At 30.1% G+C, this 25939-nt stretch carries 24 protein-coding genes; 1 reads left to right on the top strand and 23 read right to left on the bottom strand.

Translation table 11 applies throughout. The annotated features are described in order from the left end of the window. Nucleotides 1-125: 125 nt before the first annotated feature. The 18 genes from C4N20_RS08065 to C4N20_RS07980 all read right to left on the bottom strand — a co-directional run bounded on the left by C4N20_RS08065 (nucleotide 126) and on the right by C4N20_RS07980 (nucleotide 19051). Nucleotides 126-1763, bottom strand: a complete 1638-nt coding sequence (locus C4N20_RS08065) for a peptide ABC transporter substrate-binding protein (protein WP_005978866.1) — start codon at nucleotides 1761-1763, stop codon at nucleotides 126-128. Between the two features lie 484 nt (nucleotides 1764-2247). Beyond that, on the bottom strand, nucleotides 2248-2934 hold the full coding sequence (locus tag C4N20_RS08060) for a Crp/Fnr family transcriptional regulator (protein ID WP_005978864.1): 687 nt from the start codon (nucleotides 2932-2934) through the stop codon (nucleotides 2248-2250). A 115-nt stretch (nucleotides 2935-3049) separates the two neighbouring features. After that, nucleotides 3050-4033, bottom strand: coding sequence for a GTP 3',8-cyclase MoaA (gene moaA / locus C4N20_RS08055; RefSeq protein ID WP_390621147.1), 984 nt, complete (start codon nucleotides 4031-4033; stop codon nucleotides 3050-3052). 9 nt (nucleotides 4034-4042) lie between these two features. Then, nucleotides 4043-5116, bottom strand: coding sequence for a molybdopterin-guanine dinucleotide biosynthesis protein B (gene mobB, locus C4N20_RS08050; protein ID WP_005978860.1), 1074 nt, complete (start codon nucleotides 5114-5116; stop codon nucleotides 4043-4045). Nucleotides 5117-5139: 23 nt separating this feature from the next. After that, nucleotides 5140-6342, bottom strand: a complete 1203-nt coding sequence (locus C4N20_RS08045) for a molybdopterin molybdotransferase MoeA (protein ID WP_005978858.1) — start codon at nucleotides 6340-6342, stop codon at nucleotides 5140-5142. A 20-nt stretch (nucleotides 6343-6362) separates the two neighbouring features. Next, nucleotides 6363-7313 carry a TDT family transporter gene (locus C4N20_RS08040; RefSeq protein WP_005978856.1) on the bottom strand — a complete coding sequence of 317 codons (951 nt, stop codon included), beginning with the start codon at nucleotides 7311-7313 and terminating at the stop codon, nucleotides 6363-6365. 16 nt (nucleotides 7314-7329) lie between these two features. Beyond that, nucleotides 7330-8553 (bottom strand): NAD(P)/FAD-dependent oxidoreductase, encoded by a 1224-nt coding sequence (locus C4N20_RS08035; protein ID WP_005978854.1) that lies wholly within the window; start codon nucleotides 8551-8553, stop codon nucleotides 7330-7332. Then, nucleotides 8550-8960 (bottom strand): 4Fe-4S dicluster domain-containing protein, encoded by a 411-nt coding sequence (locus C4N20_RS08030; RefSeq protein WP_005978852.1) that lies wholly within the window; start codon nucleotides 8958-8960, stop codon nucleotides 8550-8552. Before C4N20_RS08030 ends, C4N20_RS08035 begins: the two co-directional genes overlap by 4 nt. Then, nucleotides 8953-11040 (bottom strand): molybdopterin oxidoreductase family protein, encoded by a 2088-nt coding sequence (locus tag C4N20_RS08025; RefSeq protein ID WP_005978850.1) that lies wholly within the window; start codon nucleotides 11038-11040, stop codon nucleotides 8953-8955. Before C4N20_RS08025 ends, C4N20_RS08030 begins: the two co-directional genes overlap by 8 nt. Before the next feature lie 18 nt (nucleotides 11041-11058). Beyond that, the gene (asrC, locus tag C4N20_RS08020) at nucleotides 11059-12030 is read right to left on the bottom strand and encodes a sulfite reductase subunit C (RefSeq protein WP_005978848.1); all 972 of its coding nucleotides are present in this window, start codon (nucleotides 12028-12030) and stop codon (nucleotides 11059-11061) included. A gap of 11 nt (nucleotides 12031-12041) precedes the next feature. Next, nucleotides 12042-12836 carry an anaerobic sulfite reductase subunit AsrB gene (gene asrB / locus C4N20_RS08015; RefSeq protein ID WP_005978846.1) on the bottom strand — a complete coding sequence of 265 codons (795 nt, stop codon included), beginning with the start codon at nucleotides 12834-12836 and terminating at the stop codon, nucleotides 12042-12044. A gap of 1 nt (nucleotide 12837) precedes the next feature. After that, a complete protein-coding gene (gene asrA, locus C4N20_RS08010; RefSeq protein WP_005978844.1) occupies nucleotides 12838-13845 on the bottom strand; it encodes an anaerobic sulfite reductase subunit AsrA in 1008 nt (335 codons plus the stop codon). 272 nt (nucleotides 13846-14117) lie between these two features. Beyond that, complete coding sequence (locus C4N20_RS08005) at nucleotides 14118-14600, bottom strand: flavodoxin (RefSeq protein WP_005978842.1); 483 nt, start codon at nucleotides 14598-14600, stop codon at nucleotides 14118-14120. A 14-nt stretch (nucleotides 14601-14614) separates the two neighbouring features. Then, on the bottom strand, nucleotides 14615-14833 hold the full coding sequence (locus C4N20_RS08000; RefSeq protein ID WP_005978840.1) for a DUF6485 family protein: 219 nt from the start codon (nucleotides 14831-14833) through the stop codon (nucleotides 14615-14617). Nucleotides 14834-14877: 44 nt separating this feature from the next. Next, entirely contained in the window at nucleotides 14878-15804 is a 927-nt protein-coding gene (locus C4N20_RS07995; RefSeq protein ID WP_005978838.1) for an ABC transporter ATP-binding protein, read from the bottom strand. A gap of 20 nt (nucleotides 15805-15824) precedes the next feature. Beyond that, nucleotides 15825-17456, bottom strand: coding sequence for an ABC transporter permease (locus C4N20_RS07990; RefSeq protein ID WP_005978836.1), 1632 nt, complete (start codon nucleotides 17454-17456; stop codon nucleotides 15825-15827). Next, entirely contained in the window at nucleotides 17419-18411 is a 993-nt protein-coding gene (locus C4N20_RS07985; RefSeq protein ID WP_005978834.1) for an ABC transporter substrate-binding protein, read from the bottom strand. The genes C4N20_RS07990 and C4N20_RS07985 overlap by 38 nt, the downstream gene beginning before the upstream one ends. Nucleotides 18412-18430: 19 nt before the next feature. Then, entirely contained in the window at nucleotides 18431-19051 is a 621-nt protein-coding gene (locus C4N20_RS07980) for a PHP domain-containing protein (RefSeq protein WP_005978832.1), read from the bottom strand. A 301-nt stretch (nucleotides 19052-19352) separates the two neighbouring features. On the opposite strand from C4N20_RS07980, the gene C4N20_RS07975 reads away from it, so the two are divergent. Next, a complete protein-coding gene (locus C4N20_RS07975) occupies nucleotides 19353-19781 on the top strand; it encodes a MerR family transcriptional regulator (RefSeq protein ID WP_005978830.1) in 429 nt (142 codons plus the stop codon). 44 nt (nucleotides 19782-19825) lie between these two features. Here C4N20_RS07975 and C4N20_RS07970 read toward each other — a convergent pair whose 3' ends face one another. The 5 genes from C4N20_RS07970 to C4N20_RS07950 all read right to left on the bottom strand — a co-directional run bounded on the left by C4N20_RS07970 (nucleotide 19826) and on the right by C4N20_RS07950 (nucleotide 25930). Beyond that, complete coding sequence (locus C4N20_RS07970; RefSeq protein WP_005978828.1) at nucleotides 19826-20092, bottom strand: HU family DNA-binding protein; 267 nt, start codon at nucleotides 20090-20092, stop codon at nucleotides 19826-19828. Beyond that, complete coding sequence (locus C4N20_RS07965; RefSeq protein WP_005978826.1) at nucleotides 20085-20375, bottom strand: HU family DNA-binding protein; 291 nt, start codon at nucleotides 20373-20375, stop codon at nucleotides 20085-20087. The genes C4N20_RS07970 and C4N20_RS07965 overlap by 8 nt, the downstream gene beginning before the upstream one ends. Nucleotides 20376-20442: 67 nt before the next feature. Beyond that, entirely contained in the window at nucleotides 20443-23892 is a 3450-nt protein-coding gene (locus tag C4N20_RS07960) for an autotransporter outer membrane beta-barrel domain-containing protein (protein ID WP_106878568.1), read from the bottom strand. A gap of 473 nt (nucleotides 23893-24365) precedes the next feature. After that, on the bottom strand, nucleotides 24366-24908 hold the full coding sequence (locus C4N20_RS07955; protein WP_005978822.1) for a hypothetical protein: 543 nt from the start codon (nucleotides 24906-24908) through the stop codon (nucleotides 24366-24368). A gap of 392 nt (nucleotides 24909-25300) precedes the next feature. Continuing rightward, a complete protein-coding gene (locus tag C4N20_RS07950) occupies nucleotides 25301-25930 on the bottom strand; it encodes a flavodoxin (protein ID WP_005978820.1) in 630 nt (209 codons plus the stop codon). Between the last annotated feature and the right edge of the window lie 9 nt (nucleotides 25931-25939).

Genomic DNA, 25939 nt, shown 5'->3' with positions numbered 1-25939 from the left:
AATACAATTTTTAAGCAGTATATTATCACTAACAATTTAACCTTCTGTTTATTGAATTTTATATAATAAAAATACAGCACAATACCTAAAACAGCATTGTGCTGTATAAACAATATACTTTCAAATTATTTTCTTACAATATTCTTGTATATTGTAGGTACACCCACTGAGTGGAATTCAAATCCTGTTAAATCTTTCTTTATCATTACTGCTGAACCTGTTTGGTATACAGGTAAGATAGCAGCAGCATCCATACAAACTTTTTCAGCCTGTTTCAGAGCTTCCCATCTTTCTGCTGGTTTACCAGTTAGATCACCTTTACTAGTGTCAAAAATAAGTTTATCATACTCTTTACTTGACCAGCTACCATAGTTATATGATGCTCCTGTAATCCACATATCAAGATAAGTCATAGGATCGGCATAGTCTGGTCCCCAACGAGTAAGCCCTAATTCATATACACCATTCTGCATTAATTGTAAACGAGCTTTTTTAGGCTGTTGTTTTAAATTAATAGTCATTCCTGGAAGATTAGTTTCTATTTCTGATTTTAAATACTCAGCAACTTTTTTACTTGCTTCAGTATCTTCAAATACTAATTCATATGCAAACTTATCTTTTCCAAGTTCTTGCTTAGCTTTTTCATAATATTCTTTAGCTTTTGCTTTATCTACATTCAAATAACTAGGAGTAGTTTCACGGAAATCTTTTCCATCAGGTCCTACTGCTAATTTTACTGGAACAGCAAAGTTTGCAGCTATTGAACCATCTTTTAAAAGATGTTCAGCGATTTGCTCTTTATCAAATGAAAGTGCCAATGCTCTACGAAGATTAGCATTTTCAAGTCCAGGCACTTTTTGATTAGGAGAGATATACCATAAATATCCTCCTAAAGTATTTATAAGCTCAGGTGACTCTTTGTATTGATCTACCATTTCACCAGTTAATTTTACATAATCTACATTTCCCTGATCAAAAGCAACCATTGCTGATTGAGCATCTTTTACTACTTGGAAATTCAATCCATCTATTTTTACTTTATCTGCATCATAATATTGATCATTTTTTACCATTGTGTAGTTAGCACCTTGGTTCCATTCTGTCATTTTGAAAGCTCCATTTGATAATATTGCCTCTGGAGTAAGTGCATACTGCTCTTTATATTTATCATAAAAATCTTCACGGATTGGATAAAATGGTGGAAATGCTGCTAACTGATCAAAGAATGGAACTGGATAATCCAATTCTACCTTTAAAGTTTTATCATCCACTGCTGTTACTCCAAGTGCAGTAATTGGTTTTTCACCAGACATTACTCCCTCAGCATTCTTTATACCTGCTACTCCAATCATATATGCATATTCAGATGCTGTTTTTGGATTAGCAAGACGTCTCCATGCAAATACAAAATCATTTGCTGTTACTGGCTGACCATCACTCCATTTTGCATCACGAAGTGTAAAAGTATGTACTTTTCCATCTTCACTTATTTCTTCCTTCACTGCCATACCTGGAATAGTATTTCCTGCACCATCAAGCTGATAAAGTCCTTCAAGTACTGATGCGATTGCTTCAAATGAAGTACCATCAGTTGCTAATCCTGTATCCATTGAAGAAAGTTCTACATCATTTGCTATTGTTACAATATTACTTTTTACTGCTTCTTTCTTAGCTTCTGTTGGAGCAGCTTCTTTACTTCCACCACAACCAGAAAGCAAACCTAGTACAAACAACGTTGAAAGAACCATTTTAAACTTTCTCATACATTCTCCCCCTTCAATATTAAATTTTTCTTATTTTTGTTTGAAGTAAGTATACAACTTTGAAGTATTATTGTCAAGCTGTTTTTGATCACGTTATTTTCGTTTTTCAGTTTTTTGAAATTATTTTTTTAATTTTAAAAATAATTTATATTTTTCTTTATTTTTTCATAGAATTAAAGAAAATTATTCCTATATGCCATACAAATCTTAAACACATCTCTTTCTTGTCCTATTTCAGAATATTTAAAAAATTTTATATATTTTTCCATAAAAAAATAGGACACCTGACGAATATAAGTATTTATTCTAGTTCAATTTGTAAATTTTATGTATAAATTTTATCAGCTCTATTGTTAGAAACGGTTCATATTATCAAGCTTCTAAAGGAAAATAAAAAAAGTTGAATCCAGCTTAACGCCAGTTCCAACTTTAAATTTTTTTTATATTTTTTATTTATACTAAACATGTGATGACAGAGGAAACATTATCTTTTATAATATTCTGCTAATTTATCAGCATTTAATATAATAAATTTTTTATTTTCAAATTTAATAAGCTTCTCATTAATTAGTTTCTTACATGCACGAGAAGTCGATTCTCTGGGAGCTCCTATAAAATCTGCCATAAAGGTTATTGTCATTTCTATATCTATCAATATACCTTCATCTGTTTTTATACCAAAATCTCTGCCTAACTTCCATAATTTTGCAGCAACTCTTCTTTCTATATAAATATTTCCTATTGTATTTTTAAGCTGATGCCCCATACGCCATATATATTTTTCATATTCACTCATTATAGACTTTAAAAACTCAAAATCATGTTTTATTATTTTTAAAAACTCTCTTCTTTCTATTGATAAAATTTGAGTTTTTTCAATAGCTTCAGAAAATACTGATGTAAGTCTATCATTTATAACATTAAAACTAAGTAATTTTCCTGATCCCAGTATAAATATTATTTTTCTATTTCCATTATGTGTCATATTATAAATAATTGCTTTTCCTTCTAGTATAAAAAAAATATAATCTACTATTTTTTTATCAGAGTAAATTATATCATTTTTTTTATATTTCTTTATTTTACCAGCATTAATCAGTTTGCTTAAAGTAGAGTTGCTGGCATTTTTAAAAATATCCATGTCTTTTAATTTATATAGGATTTCAGGCATAGAATTTCCCTCCACTAAACAGAATACATATATTTTAGCATAAATCCTATATAAATTTAATATTTATTTCAATTTATAATATTTCCAGCTGTAGTTTTACAGATATTTTAAAAATTCATCCCCCTATCTGTATCATTTTTCTATGCTCAGTACTATCTTTTTTACTTTCATTAAAACCATGATATAAAGGTTTTTCTATTATACAATGATACAAATAATCTTTTAATTCATCATTAGATATTCCACTTCTTATTTTTTCTTTTACATTTAATCCATTATCATAATTCAAGCACAGCTTAATACTTCCATCACAAGTTATTCTGATACGATTACAGCTGTCACAAAAAATATGTGACAAAGCACTTATAAATCCAACACTTCCTTTAAAACCATTTATATCAAAATATTCTGCTGGTCCATTTCCATGAGTAGTTTCAGATAATATTAACTTTCCAAAATAAGTTTCTAGTTTACCTTTTATCACTTCATTAGATACAGAAGAAAACTCTTTCCCATACCCAATTGGCATAAGTTCAATAAATCTCACATCTATTGGATATTTCTGGGCTAATCCTGCTATCTCAATTATTTCATCCTCATTTATATTTTTAATAATAACACAATTTAATTTTAATTTTATCTTTTTATTTACAACAGACTCTATTCCTGAAAGTACATCTTTTAAATACCCACATCTTGTTATTTCATGATATTTTTTCTCTTTCAAACTATCTAAACTAATATTTATTCCATCAATTCCTGCCTGAGCCAGCTCCTCAATATTTTTTTCCAATAGGATGCCATTTGTTGTCAAGGTAACATTTTCTATTCCTTTAATTAATTTTATTTTTTTTACCAGTCCTGCAACTTCTTTTCTTATAAGAGGTTCTCCCCCTGTAATTTTTATTTTTTTGATTCCTATTTCAGCTGCTGCAATACATATTCTTTCTATCTCTTCAAAAGTTAAAAGCTCATCTTTTTCTATACTTTCCACGCTTTCTTCAGGCATACAGTAAATACATTTCAGATTACATTTATCAATAATAGAAATTCTTAGATAATCTATTTTTCTCCTATATTTATCAAGCAAATTTATCACCTCATTTATTTAATCAAAATTTTGACTATATCCTTCAAAAAAATAATTTAAAATAATCTGTGATATAGCTTTAATATTATTTAATTCAACACTCGGAATTCCTTTTTCTATATTTTTTATTTCTTTTCCATCTGTAGCTACTGCTATCAAAGTCTTATGATCACATATAGGCTTATCTGAGATTCCTTCTCTCAATATTTCAATTTTAGGATAATATGAATTTTTCATTCCTTCTACTATTATCATGTCCATATCTTTCATATTATTTAATTCTTCTTCCATATTAAAACTGCCCTTACAAATAGAAGCATATTTTTTATTTGAAAAAATAACTGTTTTCATTGCTCCTGCCTTAGTTATTTTATCTGTATCTGTTCCTTCATGATCTATTATAAAGTCATGTCCATCATGTTTTATTACTGCTATTTTAGGAAAATCATTTTGGAATTCATTTATAAGTTTTGTAATCAAAGTTGTTTTCCCGCTATTTTTTATCCCGCTTATACAAAATATAAGTGGCTTTACTGCATTCTTATACTCTGAATATGTATTAATATTCTGAATCACTTTTTTATCAAAGTTAGTATATTTTAAATTTATATATTTTGTTCTTACTCTTGAAACCAACTGAAGTAATTTATAATTTTTATCTTCTATCATTTCATCTATTATAGGGAGTATATCTTTTGAGTAAACAGCACATAAAGGATGCTTTCTTTCTCTATCGCAAATTATATAGCAATCAAAATCAGAACTGATAAAAGTACTTATATATTCAACTATATCTTTTTTTAAAAAAGGCATATCTGCTGCACATATAAAATTATATTTATTTTTAGATTCTTTCAGTATTTGTCTTATTCCTTCAATAGGACCTATATCTTTTATACTATCTTCTACTTTTTTACAACTTAATTCTTTATATCTATTTAAATAGTCTAATGAAATTATCAATTCATCAAAATCAGAAAATTCGTTTATGAGGATATCTAAAAAACTTTTCTGCTTCAATTTTAATAAAACTTTATCCTGCCCCATACGGCTGCTTTTACCTCCAGCCAAAATACCCACTGATAATTTCATATCTACTCCTTATTTTCAAATAATTAATATCTAAATTTTATACACTTTACTACTTCTCCAGAAAAAAGTTCCTTTCCTTCTGGCTGCTCCACCAAACAATTACAGCTCATCATTTCATTTAAAACAGAAGACATCTGCTTATTAGTATTACATAAAACTCTATTATTTTCTTCAAAACCTCTTAAAAATCTTTTAAGGTTATTCTTTTTTAAAATATCATTTTTTAAAACAACCTCAAATACTTGAGGCTTAAAATAATTATTATTCATAAATTTAGCTGCTGCATACCAAAAAAATAATTCAAAATTCACTATTGCTGCAAAGGGATTTCCAGAAAAACTTAATATGAGTTTATCTCTATATCTATTGGCAGTAACTGGTGTTCCCGGTTTTATATTTACTTTTCTGAACAACTCAATTGTTCCTAGTTCTTCCATTACATGAGGAATAAGATCTTTTTCTCCTACAGATACCCCTCCTGTTGTAATAATAAGATCACTCTCTTCTAAAAAATTTTTTACTTTATTTTTTATACTTTCTATATCATCATCACAGTTTTCAATATTAACTATTTTTATTCCAGCTCTTTTTAATTTAGATGCAATAACATAAGAACAGCTGTTATATATCTGAGCTTCACCTAATTTTGTTCCAGGATTTATTAATTCACTTCCAGTACATAATACAGAAACTTTCATAGGAGCAATTATTTTTACATGAGAAATTCCTATACTTGCTAACACTCCAATATGCGAGCTTTCTATTCTTGTATATTTTTTTACAACCAGCTGTCCTTCTTGAATATCTTCTCCTATTTTACAATAATTAGAATAGGGAGTGAGAGAAGTAAATATATTAACTGTATCTCTCCCATAATCTGTATCTTCCTGCTTTACTACACAATCAAAACCATCTGGAATTCTTCCCCCTGTCATTATCCTCACTGCTTGCCCTTTTTTCCCTTGAATAATATGAGAATCTCCAGCAATTATTTTACCAGCAACTTTTAATTTTACTGGGATATCTTTTTCAGCATTGATAATATCTTCACTACACACAGCATACCCATCCATAGCTGACTTTGGAAAAGAGGGAACAGAAATAGATGAATATATATCTTCAGCAACAATATAACCATAAGAATCTAAAATATGTATTTCTTCAGTTTTTTTCTGCTGTTCTATATTTTTTTCTAATACTTTTATAGCTTCATTATACTCAATCATTTCCATTCCTCTCTTTTTTATTATATTCTTTTAAAACTATTTTTAAACATGATAAAAAAATTAAATAATACCATGCCTATAATTGCAGTAGTAAAATAAATCTGCATCCCTTGTACCTGCTTTACAAAATTTCCAAATTCTATCATTCCATTATTTAATAAATACCCACTCATTTTTCCTGAAGCTACCACTCCGATAGCCATTGGGAATGTGAGCCCTGCAAAAGCAGGTGTAAAAGGCACTGAAAAAAACTTAGGCAGATTGTAAATTATAAATATTAATGATAAGAAAACTGCTATATATAACAAGTATACAACAATTGTATTCGGCTTTTCAAAAAAATTCAAATAGCTTACAAGAGAAAGACTTGAAGGTGCCATTACAATAGCTCTCGTATGCAGCATTGGTCCATCCACTGATTTTTTTATAAGACGCCATACCATAAAAGGAATTATTACAGCAAAAACTACTATTCCATATATTGCAATAATTTTACAAATAAAAGGTTCTTTCATAGGAATCCCAATAACTGCTGAAACTAAAATTCCATTATATGTTACAAACCAACTAGGTACAAAAGTATCAAGTTTTACTCCTTTGATTACATTTCTATATGTAAATATCAAAATATGAACTGCATCAATTATCAATCCTGCTGCCCATAAACCTTTCCCCAAAAGTTGATTATAGTCAAAATAATAACTTCCAAGCAGCATCATTATCATTGGAAAACCTGCATAAAGACTCGCAGGTATAACATTACTGTATTCTTTTTTACAAGTATCAAAGTACATTGTTATTTTAATTATGTAGAAAAACAAGATGATTGTTGCTGATAACATTGTTACATGTCTTACGAGAGAATATCCCATCCCTGTAAAAACATTTGATAAAGTTGCTGCTCCTACCATTGTTGGAAGTAAGGGAACAGGTATATTTTGAATCTTTTCTCTCAATGATTTATTTTCCATCTTCTCTCCTTAAAAATTAGTATGTAAATTCAAAATTATCTTTTACGTTAAAGAAGTCTGAATAATCTATTTTAAATATAGGTTTTTTAACCTTTGAGATATCTATCCTGTTCGCAATAAGTTGTGTCAATATTCCAGCATATGACAGGTCTCCTTGTAATATAGCTCCATAGATTTTTCCATCTTTATGTATTATTTTTTTATAGTTTCCTTTTTTGTCTATTTCAATTTCTGTTTGATAACTTTCATCATCAGTCTCATTGATTCCCAGTGACATAGTTGGAATACCTAAAAAATTCATTGTTGATTTGCTGGCAAAAAAATCTGTAAGTTTCTTTTTTATTCCTACCATGTTATTCGCTGCAATTATTCCTTCTTTTACAGCTACAGGCCAGATAGGATTTCTTCCAGTAACATCTCCAGCTCCAAAAATATTATCTATATTTGTTCTTCCATATTCATCTGTAACAAGCCCAAATTTATCCAATACTAGATCACTATCCTTTAAAAAATCTACATTGGCACGAACCCCAGCTGTAACAATAAGCATATCACATGGAAGTTCTCTTCCATCAGATAATATAATAGATTTTATATTTTTATCTTCATTTATATTTATTGCTTTGATTCCTAAATTATAATATTGATTTACTCCATTTTTAGAAAATGCTTCTTCATAATTTTTTGAAGATATCTCATCTAATTGAAGGGGAAGCATATGTGATTTCGTTTCTATAATGGAAAGATTTTTTTTGGTATCCAGTAAACCTGTAACAGCATCAACTCCAATAAGGCCTCCTCCCATTATTGCAATATTTTCAGCTTTTTTTACAGTTGCCATTATTTTTAGACAATCATCAAAATTGTGAAGTCCAAAAATATTTCCAGCATCTATATTTGAAACTGGTGGAAAGAATGTTTTTGATCCAGTTGCTATGAGGAGTTTATCAAAAAAAACTTTTTCTCCTGTAGAAAGTAATACTGTTTTTTCCTTTGTATCAATCCCAACTGCACTTATCCCTTTTTTCCATTCTATATTATTCTTTTCCATAAAATCTTCTTCAATAAAAGAAAGCTGTTTTAAATCTCTTATCCCTTCCATATAGTGATGAAGAATACATCTTGAATAAACAGCCTCATCCCTTGAAATAAGTATAATATCTGAATCTTTATCTAATCTTCTTAATTCACCTGCTGCACTGATTCCTGCTGCTGATGCCCCAATGACTACAAATTTCATAATTGTACCTCCTCTAGTGTAATTGCCTTCATAGGGCATTTTTCAACACATTTAGGATTTCCATCAACACTAGCACACATATCACATTTCATAATCTCTTTATTATATATGCTGTCGCTTTTTAAAACTCCATAAGGACATGCCATAATACACATATAACAACTTGCACATTGTTCTTTGTTATAAGTTACATATCCAGTTTCATAATTTTTTCTCATTGCTCCTGTCATGCATGTATAAACACATTCAGGCTGATCACAATGCCTACAGAAAATAGGTGCAGGTCTTGTTTCACTATCAATTACTACTCTATTTCTGGCATCGCTGCTTTCATGACTTACCACACAAGCTGTAACACATGTAAGGCAGCCAATACATCTTTTTCTATCTATTCTGATTCTATACATCTGCTTCCACCTCCAGTTTTTCGAATCTTACTGGTGTTGCTTTATATGATGGCTCTTTTGAATAAGGATCATAAATGGAAGGTGTGAGCATATTGCATTCTATATAATGAATAGGGGCATACAATTCTTCATACTGCACATTTTCTGTAATTTTTACAAAAAATACTGCATCCTTTCCATTTATAGAATAAATTCTGATTTTATCATTTTCCTTTATATTATTTTCTTCAGCAAGAATTGTATTCATATAGACATAAGCTTTATCAGCAACTACATCTTCAACAAATTGTACTTCTCTTGTTCTTGTTTGAGTATGCCATTGTCCAACAGTTCCTCTTCCTGTATTTAAAAGAATCGGAAATTCATCTGTAAGGGGAAGGGGATTTTCTCTTATTTCTTCAAAAATAAATTTTGCTTTTTTACTTGGAGTAAAATAATTTCCATCTTCATAAAGACGTCTTTCATCTTCTTCTAAAACTTCTCCCTCTCTAAAAGGCCATTGAACCCCATGAGAATTTTCTAATTTTTCCCAAGAAGTTCCAGTAAAATCGCAAGGCATTCCCTTAGAACATTTCTGCATTAATTTAAAGGCTTCTTTTGGAGTTTCCCAATTTTTCAGAAGTTCTCCCATTCCAAGCGCTTTCCCTATTTCATAAATTACTTCATAATCATTTTTTTCATTTTCTTCTTTTTCCAGACATGGACACATTGCAGAAATCCGTCTTTCTAGATTAATATATGTACCTTCTTTTTTTATTCCTGGAACTACAGGCAAAAATACATTACAAGCTTGAGCACTGTCTGTATCATCATAAATATCCTGTACTACAAATAATTCTAATTTTTCTACTGCTGTTTGAAAAGTTTTATTATTTGTCCAACTGTGCATAGGATTTGTACAAAGTATCCAAAGTCCCTTTATGTCTCCGTTGTTAATTCCTTCAATAATTTGATTATATGTAATGGTAGGTTTTTCAGCAAGAACAGATTCATCCACTTCTAAAGCTGCTGCTACCTGCTGTCTCCTTTTCTCATTATTAAAATCTCCTCCACCAAAAAGAACTGCTGTATTACTATATGCTCTTGATCCCATTGCATTACACTGCCCAGTAATAGAATTAGCTCCTGTCCCTTCACGACCGATATTTCCAGTCATAAGTGCTATATTTATAATGGCTTGAGCTGTTCTTACTGCTTCATATCCTTGATTTACTCCCATAGTCCACCAGAAAGAAACTCTTTTTCCTTTATGAATAAGTTCAACAAATTCTAATATCTGCTCTTTTGAAAGTCCTGTTTTCTTTATAGCTATTTCCAAAGTATATTTTTTTACAAATTCTTTAAATTCTTCAAATCCTTCTGTATGATCTGCTATATATTTTTTGTCTATATAACCTTTTTCTATCAACAAATTAGCTACTGTATAAAAAAGCTGTAAATCTGACTTTCCTTTTAACCCATACCAATAATCTGCATTCATTGCTGTTTCTGATTTACGAGGATCTAAAACAATTACTTTTTTATCAGTATTTTTCATTACACGTCCCCAAAGAATTGGATGTGCTACAACAGGATTTGCTCCAATAAATACAATAGTATCTGAAAGTTCTAAGTCCTTCAGTGTAAATGGAGGAGCATCAAATCCAAAACTTTGTTTGTGAGCTACAACTGCTGTTGCCATACATAATCTTGTATTTCCATCAACATTTGTTTTCAGATAATTTCTCATCACATGACCAAAAATTGCAAACTCTTCCATTGTTAATTGTCCTGTACTTATTCCAGCAATACTTTCTTTTCCATATTTTTCTTGTATCTCTTTTAATTTATCTGCAACATATTTAAAAGCATATTCCCATTCTACTGTTGTCATTTTTCCATTAATTTTAATCTTTGGAAGTTGTGAAGGTTTCACTGAAGTCTGTTGTTTATCAAGAGATAATCCTTTAATACAACAAAATCCATCATTCACTGGGTAATCTTTTGTTGGAACTACTTTTACTATTCTATTATTTTCTACATAGAAATCTAGATTGCAGTCAATAGCACAGTAATTACATGTTGACTGTATTTTTTTCATTTTCTTTCCTCCAATTTATTAGAATTTATCAAAATGAATACCACTCCAGTAAATACGATCTTTTTTTATTGCTTTTGGTCCTAGTTCAATATCCTTTAATACCCATTTTTTATATTCTTCAAACCCTGTTCTGTCTATGATATATCCAATATGTTCTTTTCCACCAGGGGCATCTTTGCTTATGTGTTCTTTTACATAATCATAAGTATTTAATATTACCTTTATAATTGTATCTGCATCTACCCAAATTAAAAAATCTTCTCCAAGACGTGGATTTTTCTTCCCTGTTCTTCCCATAAGTGTAAGTTTGTAGTATTTCTCTTTACTTCTGGTAAAAGCTCTTGTTGGACATTTAGTAATACATACTCCACACCCTATACATTTCTCTGTATTTCTTACAATTTTATAGTTTTCAACTGACAAGGCATTTACAGAAAGAGATTTACAGCCTTTTACACAAGCCTGACAGTTAACACATCTATCTGGATCATATTGAGGTTCTGTCATTCCAATAATTCCAAAGTCATGCATTCTTGCTTTTCCACAGTCATTGGAACATCCAGTTAAACCAACTTTAAAATGAAGATCATTTGGAAAAATAGCCTTATCTATTTTCTGAGCAAACTCGCTTGTATTATAATTTGCAAAAGGACATACATTATTTCCTATACACGCACTTACATTTCTTGTTCCAGAAGCTGAATACCCTGTTCCTGGAATTGTCTGATTGATTTCAAGTACTTCAATAATAGGCTGAAGCAATTCATTTACTTTATCCATATCTTCATAATGAATACCTTCTATTTCAAATCCCTGACGAGTGGTAATATGAATAATTCCATTTCCATATTTTTGAGATATTTCCTGTATTTTCTCAAGAAGTTCAGCCTTTAAATATCCACCAGGTACACGAATACGAGAAGCTGTAATCTCTCTCACTTTTGAAACTCTAAAAGCATTCTTCTTTAACTTTTTTGTATTTATATCCATGCTGTCCCCTCCTAATCAATTAAGTTTTTACCATCTACATAATTAAATACGGGACCATCTAAACATATATAAGTATCTCCCATTCTACAATGACCACATTTCCCAATTCCACAACACATCTTTCTTTCCTGAGAAATCCAAATATCTTTATCAGATATTCCAAGTTTTTTTATTTCTATGACAGCAAATTTCATCATAATAGGAGGACCTACTACAATAAAAACAATATTATTTATATCTTTTATTTTTAATTCAGGAATATATTTTGTTACCAGACCTGTATTTCCATTATATCCTTCCTCTTCCTTATCAATAGTAAGAATAACATTCATATTTTTTTCCCAATATTTAAAATCCTCTTTAAAAAGAATGTCTGCTGTTGATTTGAATCCAGCAATTAATGTTACTGCCTTAGCTTCCTCTTTATGATGTGCAAAGTAATCTATAACACCTCTCACTGGAGAAACTCCTGTTCCCCCTGCAATAATTATAATTTCCTTTCCTTTATAATTATTTACATCAAATCCATTTCCATAAGGTCCTCTTAAAAAAAGTTTATTTCCAACATAGTTTTCAAATACTTCATTTGTTACTTTTCCTACTTTTCTAATAGTAAAGTCTATTGTATTTTCTCCAATACCACTTACTGATATAGGAGCCTCTCCAAATTTAGGAATAGAAATTTCAAAGAACTGCCCTGGCTTTACATCTTTTTTATTATATTCCATTTGAAATGTATATTCTATTTCTGTATGTTTTTTAACATTTGTTATTTGAGATAAAAAAGGAATATATTCATTTTTCATATTATTTCACCTCTTCTATTTTTTGATTCAGTTTATTGATGCAATTTGAAAAGGAAATATATTCTGGACATACTTGATCACATCTTCCACAGCCAGTACACATGTTATAACCAAAACGCTTTTTAAAATCATGAACTTTATGAAGAACTTTAAAACGCATTCTTTCTCCTTTTGTTTTACGGAAACTTATGTTTCCAGCCATTTCTGTATAACCATCTATATGGCATGAAGCCCATACTCTACGTCTTTCACCTGTATTTTTATTATCCTTATAAAAAATATCCTGCATTGTAAAACATGTGCATGTAGGACATACAAAATTACATCTTCCACATGCTATGCAACGTTCATTATATTCTTTCCATAAATCAAAATCATATACTTCGTTTGTTATTTCCTGCGGAACTGTCACCTTTACATTATTTTCTTTTACAAATTCAGGTTGAACATCTGTCTGTTCATTTTTTTCTTTTTTAATAAGATCTGTTAATTTATCCCATTTGCAGTCTATGTATGCCTTGCCGTATTTAACAGATATATAGGCATCATAATTATCTGCCTTATTTGTTCCCATACTCACACAAAAACATGTTTCAAAAGATTCCTTACATTCCATTAATATAAACTTTGTATTTCCACGAAGCCTCTTATAATAAAAATCTTCTGCTCCATTATGTAAATAAATATCATCTAATCTTTTTAATGCGTTTAAATCACAAGCTCTTAAAAATACTACTGCTCCTTTTTTTCTTTCTTTTGGTACAATTGCTTCATCTTCTGTAAAGTAAAATAATGTCTCTGAAATAGGAGTAAGAATTTCTTTAAATGAGTAGTCTGATTTTTGATCAAAAACTATTTCATTTAAAAAATTTATTTTTCCATAACGAACTACATCAATATCTGAAAAACACCCATCTCCTTCAAATAATTTAGGTGCATAAACATCATACTCTTCAGATAAAGACAGTAAAACTTTATCAAGATCTGTTGTTAATAATTGATAACCCATAAGCTCACCCTTTTCTATTTTATTTAAAATTTAATTAACTCCAAAATATTTTGGTCTACTAAATATATACATTTTGTTATTTAATAGGCATTACTTTCTAAATTTTATACTAATTTACAAATAAATACTGTGATATTTATTACGTTTTTCAGTTCCTTATTTAATTTATTTTAAAATTAAACCAAATAATAAATTCTCTATCAGATCAGGTGAAATTATAACAATCTTTTTTATATAAAAAAAGAACCTCATAAAAGGTTCTCAGTTTTTTATTATTTTAGTATATCTGCAAAACTTTTTAAAATCTCTTTTGTTGCTTCTGATTCTGCATCTTGTTTTTTTATTGGAGTTCCCTCTAAGATATTTGCAGCAGGACACACTTTTTTCAAATCCTTTATTGTATTAGTAAGTCCACCACCACCATGCATACAGATAGGGAGTATTGTTTTTCCTGTAAAATCATATTTCTCTAAGAAAGAAAATACTGGCATTGGCAATGTTCCCCACCAGTTAGGAAATACCAATACTATTTTCTCATAATCAGAAATATTTTCTGCTTCTGCTTTCAGCTGAGGTCTTTCCTTTTTAAATTTTTCTACACCAGCTTGAGCCACACAAGGGATATATTTATCTGGATATTTTTTTACTGCTTCAATCTGGAATATATCTGCATTCAATTCTTCTCTCATTATCTCTGCTGTTATTTTTGAAGTTCCACTCCAAGTAAAATAAACAACCAATACCTTATTTTCCATAATTATCCCTCCATCTAATCTTTTTTCCAATGCTTCATTGTAAAATCAGCAAATCCTTTAAATGTATAATCTTCATTTTCTGGTCTTTCAGTTGAGATTTTTTTGAAAAAACATGATGGTATTTCATTTAATTTTAAACATTTTGATATACATAAATCGCACCCTTTATCATGATTAACTGGATTAAAAGGACATTTATGATCTGTACAGCTGCAAAATTCCTTTGGATTCATAGAACTTCCCTCCTTAACTTATATTATTTTAATTTCCTCAAATTTTAATACATGATTTCAACTCTCTCATTTATCTTGAAATCTTTACTTTCTTCTCCCTGAATACTTGCATACAATTCATCTTGAGCTTTTTTTATTTTAAAAATTGTATGAGCTCCCATAAATTCTTTTGAAACAATTATCCAGTCACCATTTTCTGACTTTTTCATAGAAATATCCTCTGGACGCAGCAGAGATTTTTTCCCATCTTTCATAATAAAATTTGCTTTTCCTATAAAATCAGCTACATAATCATTTGCTGGATTATAATATATTTCCTCTGGTGTTCCAATTTGTATGATCTCTCCCATATTCATAACTACTATTTTATCAGAAAGGCTCAAAGCTTCCTCTTGATCATGAGTTACAAATATCATACTTATATTCAGTTTTTTCTGAAGCTGTTTCAGCTCCTCTCTCATATTTATCTTTAATTTTGCATCGAGATTGCTGAAAGGCTCATCCAATAAAAGAAGCTTAGGATGCAGAACTAAGGCTCTGGCTAAAGCAACTCTCTGCTGCTGCCCTCCACTTAATTCATGAATAGACACTTTTTCATATCCTTCCAATCCTACTATTTTTAGATACTCCTGAGCTAAATCTTCCTGCTCTTTTTTAGATATTTTTTTATATTTAAGTCCATACTTTATATTTTCAATAACATTCATATGAGGAAAAAGAGCATAATTTTGAAAAACTGTAGATATATTTCTTATTTCAGGTGGAAAATTAGTAATCTCTTCACCTTCAAGATATATTTTTCCAGTTTCAGGCTGAATAAATCCTCCTATTATATTTAAAAGAGTTGTTTTCCCACAGCCGCTCGGTCCTAAAAAAGATATCAATTCTCCTTTTTCTATTGAAAAATTTATATCCTTTATCCCTCTGGTTTTATCAAACATTTTTCTTATATTTTCAATTTTTAAATACATTTTTCATCACTCTTTTCACTCTATTTTTTCAAAAATCTGTAAACTGCAATATTCAAAGAAAAAGTAACAATAGTTATAGCCAGTGCTGTTATAGAAGCCAGTCCATATTCTCCCTGTGCTACATGAGTAAAGAGTACAACTGTAGCAACATTAGTTCCTGGAGAAATCAGGAAAATAATAGCCCCTATTGTAGTCATAGTAGCAATAAAGCAGTTGATAAAAGAAATTAGAAAAGCTGGTCTCAATGCAGGAAATATTATATCTAATAATATTCTGATTTTAGGAGCTCCTAAATCTTTAGCTGCTTTTTCTATATTGGAATTAAGTTTAGTTAAAATCGAATCTCCAGCCTTTGCTCCTATACTTATCTGCCTAAAAGTACAGTTCAATATAACTATAGCAGCTGTTCCTGTTAAAGTAAGTATTCCCCTATTAAAAGCCAGTATATATCCCAATCCGAAAAATGTCCCCGGAATAATATATGGAAGGCTGGCAAAAAATTCAATAATCTGCATAAATTTATTATCTCTGTTTTTGTTGTAATAAGAGATTAAAATCCCTATAACTGATGAGAGAATCCCAGCTATAAAAGCATATATTATACTTCTTAAAAATACTTTCAAAGCAGATAATTGAAATCTTTCTAAATATTCAAGAGTAAATTCTATCCCTTTAGAAGTATAATTATAGAATCCTGAAAAAAATATGGCTGAATATTGTAAAAGCATAATTAAAAAGAAAAACCATGCTGTTATTCCTAAAATAGTTTTTACCCAAAATGGAAGTTTAAATGATATATTTTTTAATCCGCTCCCTTTTATATCAGAAGCCAGATTTAGATTTTTAATTAAAACTTTTCTGTAGAGCCAGAATGCTAAAAGTGCAGGTAAAATAAGGAGCAGTGTCATAGCTGCTGCTTTGGGCATATTTCCTTCACCAATTACAGTCAAATATGCTTCTGTTGCCAGTGTGCTATGTCTTCCACCAATGATGACAGCACTTCCAAAATCTGCCAGATTCTTTGTAAATAAAATAAAAAATGTTCCTATAAGTGCTGGAACTGATAAGGGAAAAACAACTCTCTTTACAGTTTCCCATGGAGAAGCTCCCAAAGATCTTGATACTGCAATCAGATTATAATCAATATTCTTAAATATTTCATAGAGCATAAAAGCAGCAAAAGAAATTTCTCCTATAATCTGTAATAATATAATTCCTTGGAGTCCATAGGGATTTGTATGTAATCCTAAAATTCTGTATGTAATGAGCCCTCTTCTCCCAAAGAGCATAATATATGATATACCAAAAATAAAAGGAGGTGATATCATAGTAAGCATCAGCAAATAATAGAAAAAACTTTTAATTCTTTTCCCTGAAAAAATCATATAAAAAGCTATAACAGCTCCACATATAGAAGATACTCCAGCTGATACAGTTGAAGTCATCAATGTATTTTTCAGCAGAATATAATTTTCACTGAAAATACCTCTATAGAATTTTAATGTGAAAGTGTTATTATCAAAAAAACTCGTTTCTATTATTTTATAAATGGGGTAGAAACAAAAAAGTACTACCCCACTAATAACTAGAAATAATATAAAATTATATATATAATTATTTTGCTTTATTTCCAAATCTTTTATTCCATTCATTTAAAACCTTTTCTCTCTCATTTCCCAATCTATCAATATCAATATTGATTAATTTGTCCATGTCAATAGTCTTTATACTTTCAGGCGTCTTAACACCATTTCTAACCATAGCTCTAGGATCTTCATCTCTGATAGCTATCTGTCCTTTTTCTGATAATGCCCAGTCTACGAATTTTTTAGCTTCAGGCAAATTTTCTGCATTTTTAAAGATTGCCATACCTGCTGGAACCCAAGGAATCATATCCTCTGGATAAATAGTTGTTACAGGATATTTTCCTTCCATTAATATAAACTCTCCCGACATAGGAATTACAGCTACACCAAATTCTCCTGTAGTAACTTTCATTGGAGGCTCTCCTCCTCTTTTAGCCAAGAAAGGTACATTTTTATTTAATGCTTCAAAATATTCCCATGCTTTATCTTCTCCAAGTTCTTGGATAAGATTATCTACCAATGCATAGTTAGTTCCTGAAATAGCAGGATTAGCCATGATAACTTCATCTCTGTATTCAGGCTTTGTCAAATCTGCCCAAGTTTTAGGGGCATCTAATTTTTTATCTGCTAATATTTCATTATTTACCATAAATCCTACAAGAACTAAAGAAACTCCTGACCAATGTCCATCTTTGTCTCTATATTTCAAAGGTACTTCAGCCATTTCTGGTGAAATATATTTTTCCAAAAGTCCTTTATTTTTAGCAGTAATAAAACTGTCCAGTCCTCCACCAAACCATACATCAGCTGATGGCTTTCCATTTTCAGCCTGTAGCTTTGATAAAACCTCTCCAGATGACATATCTATAAAATCTACCTTTATTCCAGTATCCTTAGTAAACTGCTGAAATATTTTTTCTTTCCCTCCATATGCTGCTACTACTTTAAGACTTCCCTCTGCAAATATATTAATACTTAAAACAAGCATAAAAATTGCAGATAACAATGATGTTTTTTTCATAAATTCCTCCTATTTTTATTTATTCTATTACTTCATATTTATTGTTTTTATATACTAACGGCTTACACTTATTAGTTTTCAAAGCTTCTATAAGTTCTTTTACATTGTTTACTCTATACGGAAGAAGAGTAGCAAATACCCCCACTTTTTCCTTTACATGAGCATCACTTGATCCAAGAACCTGTATTCCAAGTTTTTTTGCAGTTGCTACAGCCAGACCATTATGATATTCACTTGTGCTTCCATTATATCCTTCAATGGCTGTAAGTCCTTTTACTATGTTAAGCTTATCTTCCAGTCCTCTATTATTTGTTCTGTATGGATGAGCAGCAGTGCAAGTTCCTCCTGCTTTAGCTACATAATCTATAAATTCCTGAGCTGTCATCTGTTCCTCTGGAAGTTCATCAATTCCAAATGCAACTATATCTCCATCTTTAGTCAGATATTCTACTCCGGGAAAAATTGGAAAATCATATTTCTGAACCAATTCCTCAATCTCTTTTCTTACATCAGTACTCTCATGGTTTGTAAGGGCAATTCCATCTAATCCTTTTATTCGGGCTTCTTTTATAATTTCCTCTATTGACACATGACTATCTGAAGAATATTTATTATCATGTAAATGTAAATCTACCTTCATCTGTCTCTCCTTCATTAATAATTTTATTCTTTCTCTATCTTCAATTTTATATTATATCATATTCTTGAATTTTTTTTATAAAATATTCCTGTTTTTCAGTTTAAATATGAAAAAAGAGCCTAGAAGGGCTCCAAACTTATCACAAATATTTTTATAGAAATATTTATTTCAATATTAGTAGTATATCACTTAGAGTTAAGTCTATAGCAAGTTTTTTCTAATTGACACTAAGTTTTTTTTATGATACCATACAAGCAAATTTATTATAGATAAATAAATTTGTTTATAAGGAGGGGGTAACATGATAAACCTAAGTATTGGAGAAGCTGCAAAAAAATTAAATACAACTACTCATACACTCCGTTATTATGATAATGAAGGCTTACTGCCTATAGAAAGAGATGTAAATGGAAGACGTATCTTTAGTACCAAAAATTTTATAATGTTAAATACAATAGAATGTCTTAAAGCTACTGGAATGTCGCTGAAAGATATTAAGCTGTACATTGATTGGTGTGAAGAAGGATTTGCTTCAGTTCAAAGACGTCATGCTTTATTTTTAGAGCGTAAAGCAACTGTAGAAAGTCAGATTGCAGCACTTCAAAAGACTTTAAAAACAATTAATTATAAGATTGATCTTTATGAAAATGCTTTAAATACTGGAGTATTAAATATGTGCGAAGCTGACCGTGAAGAACTGGCAAATAAAATTTTAAATAATGAACTTTAATTATATAAAAAGGACTATCTAGTTACAACAGATAGTCCTTTTAGTTATTTTATTTTTTTAGATGCTCTGAATTTTACTGTCTTTTTTGGATATACAGTCATTCTTTCTCTTGTAACAGGATTAGCCACTACTCTTGGTTGTCTTGTCAAGATTTCAAATACTCCTCTTTTAGGAAATCCTACCTCATTATCTAAGGCTATTGATTCTTTCAATGTTTCAAGAAATTCTTCTATCTCTTTTACAGCCTGTACTATTGATATGTTTTTGGGGCTCATTTTTACATATACCTTTGCTAATTCTCTTTTATTCATCTGTATCACCATTAGCTATCTTTACAAAATTTAGTCCTGCTCTGAATTTTATTGATTCTTTAGGTTTAGTATAAGTTGGTTCTTCCCACATTGGTACCTTTATTTTTCTAGATTTCATCTCTCTTTTTTCAAATACTCCCCATCTCTGTAATACCACTTTTTTATCTTCATCTAAAGCTTTAAATAGTGCATTCCAGAATAAGTCTATCTTTTCTTTCACTAATCTGTGACTTTTAATCTTATTTCTTTTTTTATAGAACTTTATGAATTCCCCTTCAGTCATATCTTTCCCCTTTTAACATTAAGCGAAAGACTGGTTACAGTTAACCAGCCCTTCATCATTAATTTAATTAGAACTTATATCCTAATCCTGCTCCAACTATCCATTCACCTTTATTTTTGTTTTTAGCAGAACCGTTGTGAGAATCTCTTTCCACTGAGTAAGTTCCTTTTACATCAAGTAGTACTCCACTTTCTAGTTCAAGAGCATATTTAGCATTAAGTCCTATACTGTGTTCATTTTTGTGAGCTACAATGATATCAAAGTCTGATCCACCTTTAAATCTTCCAGTGATATTTTCTTCATCTGCTCCATCAAATATTTTAGTATAGCTTACTCCAGCAGTTAAAGTGCTCTTACCTTTTTCATGAGGTATTACTTTTTTAAGATCTAATCCAACTTTTCCTACTGTATAGTCAAATGATTTAGAATCAGTTTCTATCGCTAGAGTTTTGTTTCCTTCATCTGCTCCATCTTGATCTACATATGTGTATGATAGAGTTCCGTATGGTTCTAAGAAGAAGTTATCTCCCATTGGGTTAGAATATCTTCCATTTAAATAAATATCATAAGCCATATCTGAATATTTATCACTATAGCTGTCTCCTGTTGTTCTTCTGTCAGCATCATATTCTGAATATTGTACTCCAGCTCCTGCTTTTAATGTTAGGTTTCCTCTGTAGTTTTCAGCGAATGCACCTAAGTATCCACTATTTCCTTTTACTTTTGCCATATCTAGCTTAGCTTCACTTTTGTTTCCACCAAGAGTTAAACCTAGAGAAGTATTTTCTGAATATCCATATTTAGCCAGCATATATGCTCCAGTAAGTTTCATATCTGCGCTTGTCTCTGATGAACCAGTATCAAATTCATGATAATTTCTTCCATAATATGTATCTTTAGTTCCACCATCAGCATGAGTTAAACCACCCATTATCAACCAGTTATTCAGGTTTGGTCTGAATTCATTTTCTGTGATAATATCTCTGAACATTCCTATTGATCTTCTTGATAACTCTGAACTATATGAGTAAGGAGTTCCACTGTAGATACTATTTAGATAAGTTAAAAGATTTGCAAGTTGTTCTTCATCTGTTGCATTGTTAAAGTCATAATTTTTTCCAAGATAAGTCATGCTTAATATATCTCTCAATCCATCAATATTTTCTTCTCTACTACTGTAAATACTTTTATATATCTTATTTAAAGAATTATATTTATTTACTTTAGGATTTACAATTTCACCTAAATCTGAACCTGCTCCTAAATGAATATCATTTCCTTCAAATCTAGCTGTATCTATGATAGAGCTTGCTTTTATCTTCATATTTTTAAGAGCTATATCTTCCATATCAACTAATATTTCTCTTCCTATTCCATTTGTTATGAAATTCAAAGTTCCTGCTTCCCCTTCAGAGCTTCCCTCTATTGTCATTTCACCATTTTTTGAGAAAGCGTGAGTTGCTTTTGGTATTGTACTTGCTGAATCATCTGCTAGTGGTACCCCTTCTGCCTTTTTCAATCTAAGATTTAATACTCCTGTTCCTTCTACTGCCACTGTTTTAGTTCCTGTGACTTTCATATCTTCAGAGAATGTTACATTATTGTCTATAGCCATTTTTTCAAATCCAGAGATATCATAATGCATATTCATTCCATATTTTCCTGTTCCATCAAGATCAAGAATATTCCCATTTCCTTTAGCTTCCATCTTTCCATTGACTATTGCATTTCCTTCTAAAACAACAGCATTGTTATTTCCACCTACTGTTATAGCAACACCGTCAGCTTTGGTATTTATTACAGAGTTTCCTTTAGCAATAAATTCATTTCCAGTTCCTGTTATATTTACAGCTGTAGTATCTTCTTTCATTCCTCCATTTACTATTGTATTGTCCAAAGTAAGCATTGATTTATCTTCACCCATTACAACTGCTGTTTCATAAGCATTAACTATGCTGTCATTTAATTTGTTATACCATCCAGAAACTTTAAGAGTATCTGTTATTCCATTTAAAACATATTTTTTATCTGAAGAAATTCTTTCAGTTTGTTCACTATCCTTAGAGTCAAGATATAAGAAAGATCCATCTTTTAAAGTTATACTATCAGTTCCTTCTATCTCAGTAGCACTCTCTCCAATAGCTTTAGCATTTATTACTGTATATTTATCATCTCCAGAAATTGTTCCAAAGTTTGAAAAATCACTATTATCATTGCTATCAACCTCAGTACTAGCTGAATATTTAGTTCCATCAACTTTAAAAGCAAGTCCATAGTTTTTTAGATTAACAATTTTTGTTCTATCATTTATTACATCTCTACCAGTTACAAGAAGTCCGTAGTTATCTATACTTTTTATAGTTTCCTGCTGAATAAATATAGCATTAGTTGAACCATATATAACTCCTGTATTTGCTATACTTGAATCAGTTGCAGAGTCTAAATATATTCCATGACCATTGGCACTAGAACTAGTACCAGCTATTATTCCATTATTTATTAGTTCACTACCCTTTGACTTTCCAATAGTCATTCCAAAACCAGCACCACTAGTACTAATACCAATTATTTTTCCATTATTTGTTAGATTTCCATTTAAGCCTTTCACTGGATATATTCCATTAGCACTAGTACTAACAGCAATACCAGTTATTTCTCCATTATTTGTTAGAGTTCCATTGAAGGCATTCTCCTCACGCACTCCAGCAGCAAAGTTAGAACCAGAACTAGTACCAGTTATTTTTCCATTGTTTGTTAGAGTTCCATTGAAGTTATTATACACATACACTCCATAACCTTCACCAGTAGCAGAAGCAGTTATTTCACCGTTGTTTGTTAGATTCATTTGCTCTGTACTTGAAACTATATATACCCCATGACTATTACCAGTACCAGAATTAATAGCAGTTATTTCACCGTTGTTTGTTAATTCACCATTTAAGTTTGCTACACGTATTCCAAACCTAGTACCAGTCCCAGAATTATTAGTACTAGTTATTTTCCCGTTATTTGTTAGACTTCCATTTAAGGCGTTTAGTATACTTATTCCATAACCACCAGTACTAGTCCCCTCACCAGTTATTTTTCCATTATTTGTTAGATTTCCATTTAAGTCTTTCACATATATTCCATAACCCTTAGTAGAACCTTTACCAGCTATTTCGCCATTATTTCTTAGATTTCCATCTAAATTTGCTAGTTTTCCCTCTGAGTCTTTCACATATATTCCATAACCTTCACCATCTTCACTTGTTCCAGATATTATTGAGTTATTTGTATATGTATTATTAGTCCAAGTATTATCAGAATATGGATCAGTTGCGCTTCCCGGTGTAAATTTATCTCCATCTTTACTAAATTCTATTCCTTTTTCTCCTGTTATTATTTCTAATCCTGCTACATTTTCCCCCATTACAACCGTACAAGATAGAAGCATTCCTACTACTGCTCCTACTGTAATATTTCTTCCTCTTTTTTTATTGTTGCTCTTTACTGCTTTCATAATCTTTTCTATCATCTTTTCCCTCCTAAAAATATTCATTCATATTTAAATCTTACATAAATTCAAAAAAAATCTTCAAACCTTGATTTTTAGATGTTTTATGAACTTAAAATTGCACTTTGTAAATGTTCGCATTTATATACTTTTGCGAATAATAGTTAATTCATTAATTTTATAGACTATTATTTAAATTAAGATATTGACTTTTTTATCGAAATAATGTATCATCTACAATGTAAGTATATATAAACAAATCATGGGTTAAAGAAAATTTTGCTACAACTAAAAATCTAAGTGTTCGCATTTGTATATAAAAGAGAACTCTTTTAAACTACCCTTAAATTTGAAAATTCCCAATAAATTTTATACTGAGGATTTTTTTTATTTTATTCTTTTTTATGAGAATTTTTTTTATTTTTCCATATGTTTAAATTTTATTCCAGTAAAAAAATTAAATTTTTCCAGTCCTTTTTCCTTTTCCATGGTATTCACACTTTTTCATCTTCATTTTCACTCTCTTTTGCTATTCTATCTAAAAGCTCTTTGATAAAATCCCTTGTGTGTGTATTATTTATATCTTTTATTCTTTTATTATCTTCTAAATAAAGAGTATCTTCTGATGGCTCTAAAAATTCAGGAATGGTTTTTTCAGGAATAGTCTTATCATTATTGTTTTTTTCTGCATGGGAAAATTTCTCCATTTCTCCAATATTTTTAGGAGTGAATATTAATCTTTTCCCTTTAAATTTTCCCTTATTCCTTTCTTCTACCAGCTGTATCACTTTTAAGTTTTCAAATGTTTTTAATCCTTTCGGGATCCAATCCTTGCTTAAACTGCTGTATTTAATTATTGTCTGTGTGTAGTATTTGATATCTCTCCCATTAAAATCACTGTAGATTTCAGTAAGAGTTAGAAACAGATTTCTAAGCTTGTCATGTTCTTTTCCATCATGCAGACACCTCAATAATCGCAGTATCTTTTTTTCCTGCCAACAGAATGATTGATTTTTTGTGTTTCTTTTGTTTTCCATTTTTCACTCCTTCGAATTCATAATAATATATGCTGACTTATTTATATCTAATACCTTTTTTTTAATATTTTTTAAAGCTGTTTAAAATTTTCATAAATATAACGATTCATATATTAGCACAACATACTATTTTTGTATATTAAAAATACAAAATACGAAATAAAGGCACTAATTTTAAATTTTTTTGAGCTTCTTACGATACCGCTCTTAATCAATTTATTCTTTCAGTATTTTTCAAGGCATTTTTTAATAAAATTTTTTATTTTAAAAAGTTTATTATTTTCATCACAATTTCTAGAAATAAACTACCAAAACAAAAAATCACCCACAAGGTAAAATTACCTCATGGGTGATGCTTTTTTATTAAAATAAGTTTTTATGTATAATACTAATTAGAACCCTAAGTTTTCAAGCCATGTATTTACTTCTCTCTCCATTCCAGAAACTCTGTTTCTTGAAATAGTAAGTCCATTTTCTTCTACCTGTGCTTTAGGCTGTAATTTTGCCATTTCTTCAATAGTACCTGTAAATCCACTTCCTCCATGAGTTGAGAAAGGAATAACTTTTTTACCAGAGAAATCATTTTCTTCAAAGAAAGTATACATAGGCATTGGGAAGCCATACCACCAGATTGGATAACCAATAAAGACAGTATCATATTCATCAATATTATCTATCTTTGAAGCAAGCTCTGGTTTAAATCCTCTTTCTCTCTCTCCATCAGCTTGATCTACTAAAGTTTTATGATCTCTTGGATAAGGAGCTTTTGTTTTTATTTCAAATATATCTCCACCTGTTTTTTTCTGAATCATCATAGCCATTAGCTGTGTATTTCCAACTAGCTTTCCATCTGCAAACTGCATACTGGCTGATCCGATTCCGTCTATTCCATTATTTTTTTCATTTTCTGGTACAGAAAAATATGCAATCAATATTTTTTTACCATCAACTTTTTGATTTCCAAAAGCTGTAAAAGATACTGCTGTCATTATTAATAGTATTGCCGTATAAATCTTTCTCATTAGCATCTC

Source organism: Fusobacterium ulcerans (assembly GCF_003019675.1).
Classification (GTDB): Bacteria; Fusobacteriota; Fusobacteriia; order Fusobacteriales; family Fusobacteriaceae; genus Fusobacterium_A; species Fusobacterium_A ulcerans.
The sequence above is the reverse complement of the archived record's forward strand: the minus strand, read 5'-3'. Positions and strand labels throughout refer to the sequence as shown.

Bases quoted from the DNA above. Each gene is read 5' to 3' on its own strand.
- C4N20_RS08005 (WP_005978842.1), bottom strand. From the start codon at position 14,600: ATGGAAAATAAGGTATTGGTTGTTTATTTTACTTGGAGTGGAACTTCA.
- asrA (WP_005978844.1), bottom strand. From the start codon at position 13,845: ATGGGTTATCAATTATTAACAACAGATCTTGATAAAGTTTTACTGTCT.
- C4N20_RS08035 (WP_005978854.1), bottom strand. From the start codon at position 8,553: ATGAAATTTGTAGTCATTGGGGCATCAGCAGCAGGAATCAGTGCAGCA.
- C4N20_RS07965 (WP_005978826.1), bottom strand. From the start codon at position 20,375: ATGACTGAAGGGGAATTCATAAAGTTCTATAAAAAAAGAAATAAGATT.
- mobB (WP_005978860.1), bottom strand. From the start codon at position 5,116: ATGAAATTATCAGTGGGTATTTTGGCTGGAGGTAAAAGCAGCCGTATG.
- C4N20_RS08000 (WP_005978840.1), bottom strand. From the start codon at position 14,833: ATGAATCCAAAGGAATTTTGCAGCTGTACAGATCATAAATGTCCTTTT.
- C4N20_RS08045 (WP_005978858.1), bottom strand. From the start codon at position 6,342: ATGATTGAGTATAATGAAGCTATAAAAGTATTAGAAAAAAATATAGAA.
- C4N20_RS08040 (WP_005978856.1), bottom strand. From the start codon at position 7,313: ATGGAAAATAAATCATTGAGAGAAAAGATTCAAAATATACCTGTTCCC.
- C4N20_RS08060 (WP_005978864.1), bottom strand. From the start codon at position 2,934: ATGCCTGAAATCCTATATAAATTAAAAGACATGGATATTTTTAAAAAT.
- C4N20_RS07970 (WP_005978828.1), bottom strand. From the start codon at position 20,092: ATGAATAAAAGAGAATTAGCAAAGGTATATGTAAAAATGAGCCCCAAA.
- C4N20_RS08065 (WP_005978866.1), bottom strand. From the start codon at position 1,763: ATGAGAAAGTTTAAAATGGTTCTTTCAACGTTGTTTGTACTAGGTTTG.
- C4N20_RS07995 (WP_005978838.1), bottom strand. From the start codon at position 15,804: ATGTATTTAAAAATTGAAAATATAAGAAAAATGTTTGATAAAACCAGA.
- C4N20_RS07990 (WP_005978836.1), bottom strand. From the start codon at position 17,456: ATGAATGGAATAAAAGATTTGGAAATAAAGCAAAATAATTATATATAT.
- asrC (WP_005978848.1), bottom strand. From the start codon at position 12,030: ATGGATATAAATACAAAAAAGTTAAAGAAGAATGCTTTTAGAGTTTCA.
- C4N20_RS07980 (WP_005978832.1), bottom strand. From the start codon at position 19,051: ATGAAGGTAGATTTACATTTACATGATAATAAATATTCTTCAGATAGT.
- C4N20_RS08025 (WP_005978850.1), bottom strand. From the start codon at position 11,040: ATGAAAAAAATACAGTCAACATGTAATTACTGTGCTATTGACTGCAAT.
- C4N20_RS07985 (WP_005978834.1), bottom strand. From the start codon at position 18,411: ATGAAAAAAACATCATTGTTATCTGCAATTTTTATGCTTGTTTTAAGT.
- C4N20_RS07955 (WP_005978822.1), bottom strand. From the start codon at position 24,908: ATGGAAAACAAAAGAAACACAAAAAATCAATCATTCTGTTGGCAGGAA.
- C4N20_RS07950 (WP_005978820.1), bottom strand. From the start codon at position 25,930: ATGAGAAAGATTTATACGGCAATACTATTAATAATGACAGCAGTATCT.
- asrB (WP_005978846.1), bottom strand. From the start codon at position 12,836: ATGAAAAATGAATATATTCCTTTTTTATCTCAAATAACAAATGTTAAA.
- C4N20_RS08030 (WP_005978852.1), bottom strand. From the start codon at position 8,960: ATGTATAGAATCAGAATAGATAGAAAAAGATGTATTGGCTGCCTTACA.
- C4N20_RS07960 (WP_106878568.1), bottom strand. From the start codon at position 23,892: ATGATAGAAAAGATTATGAAAGCAGTAAAGAGCAACAATAAAAAAAGA.
- C4N20_RS07975 (WP_005978830.1), top strand. From the start codon at position 19,353: ATGATAAACCTAAGTATTGGAGAAGCTGCAAAAAAATTAAATACAACT.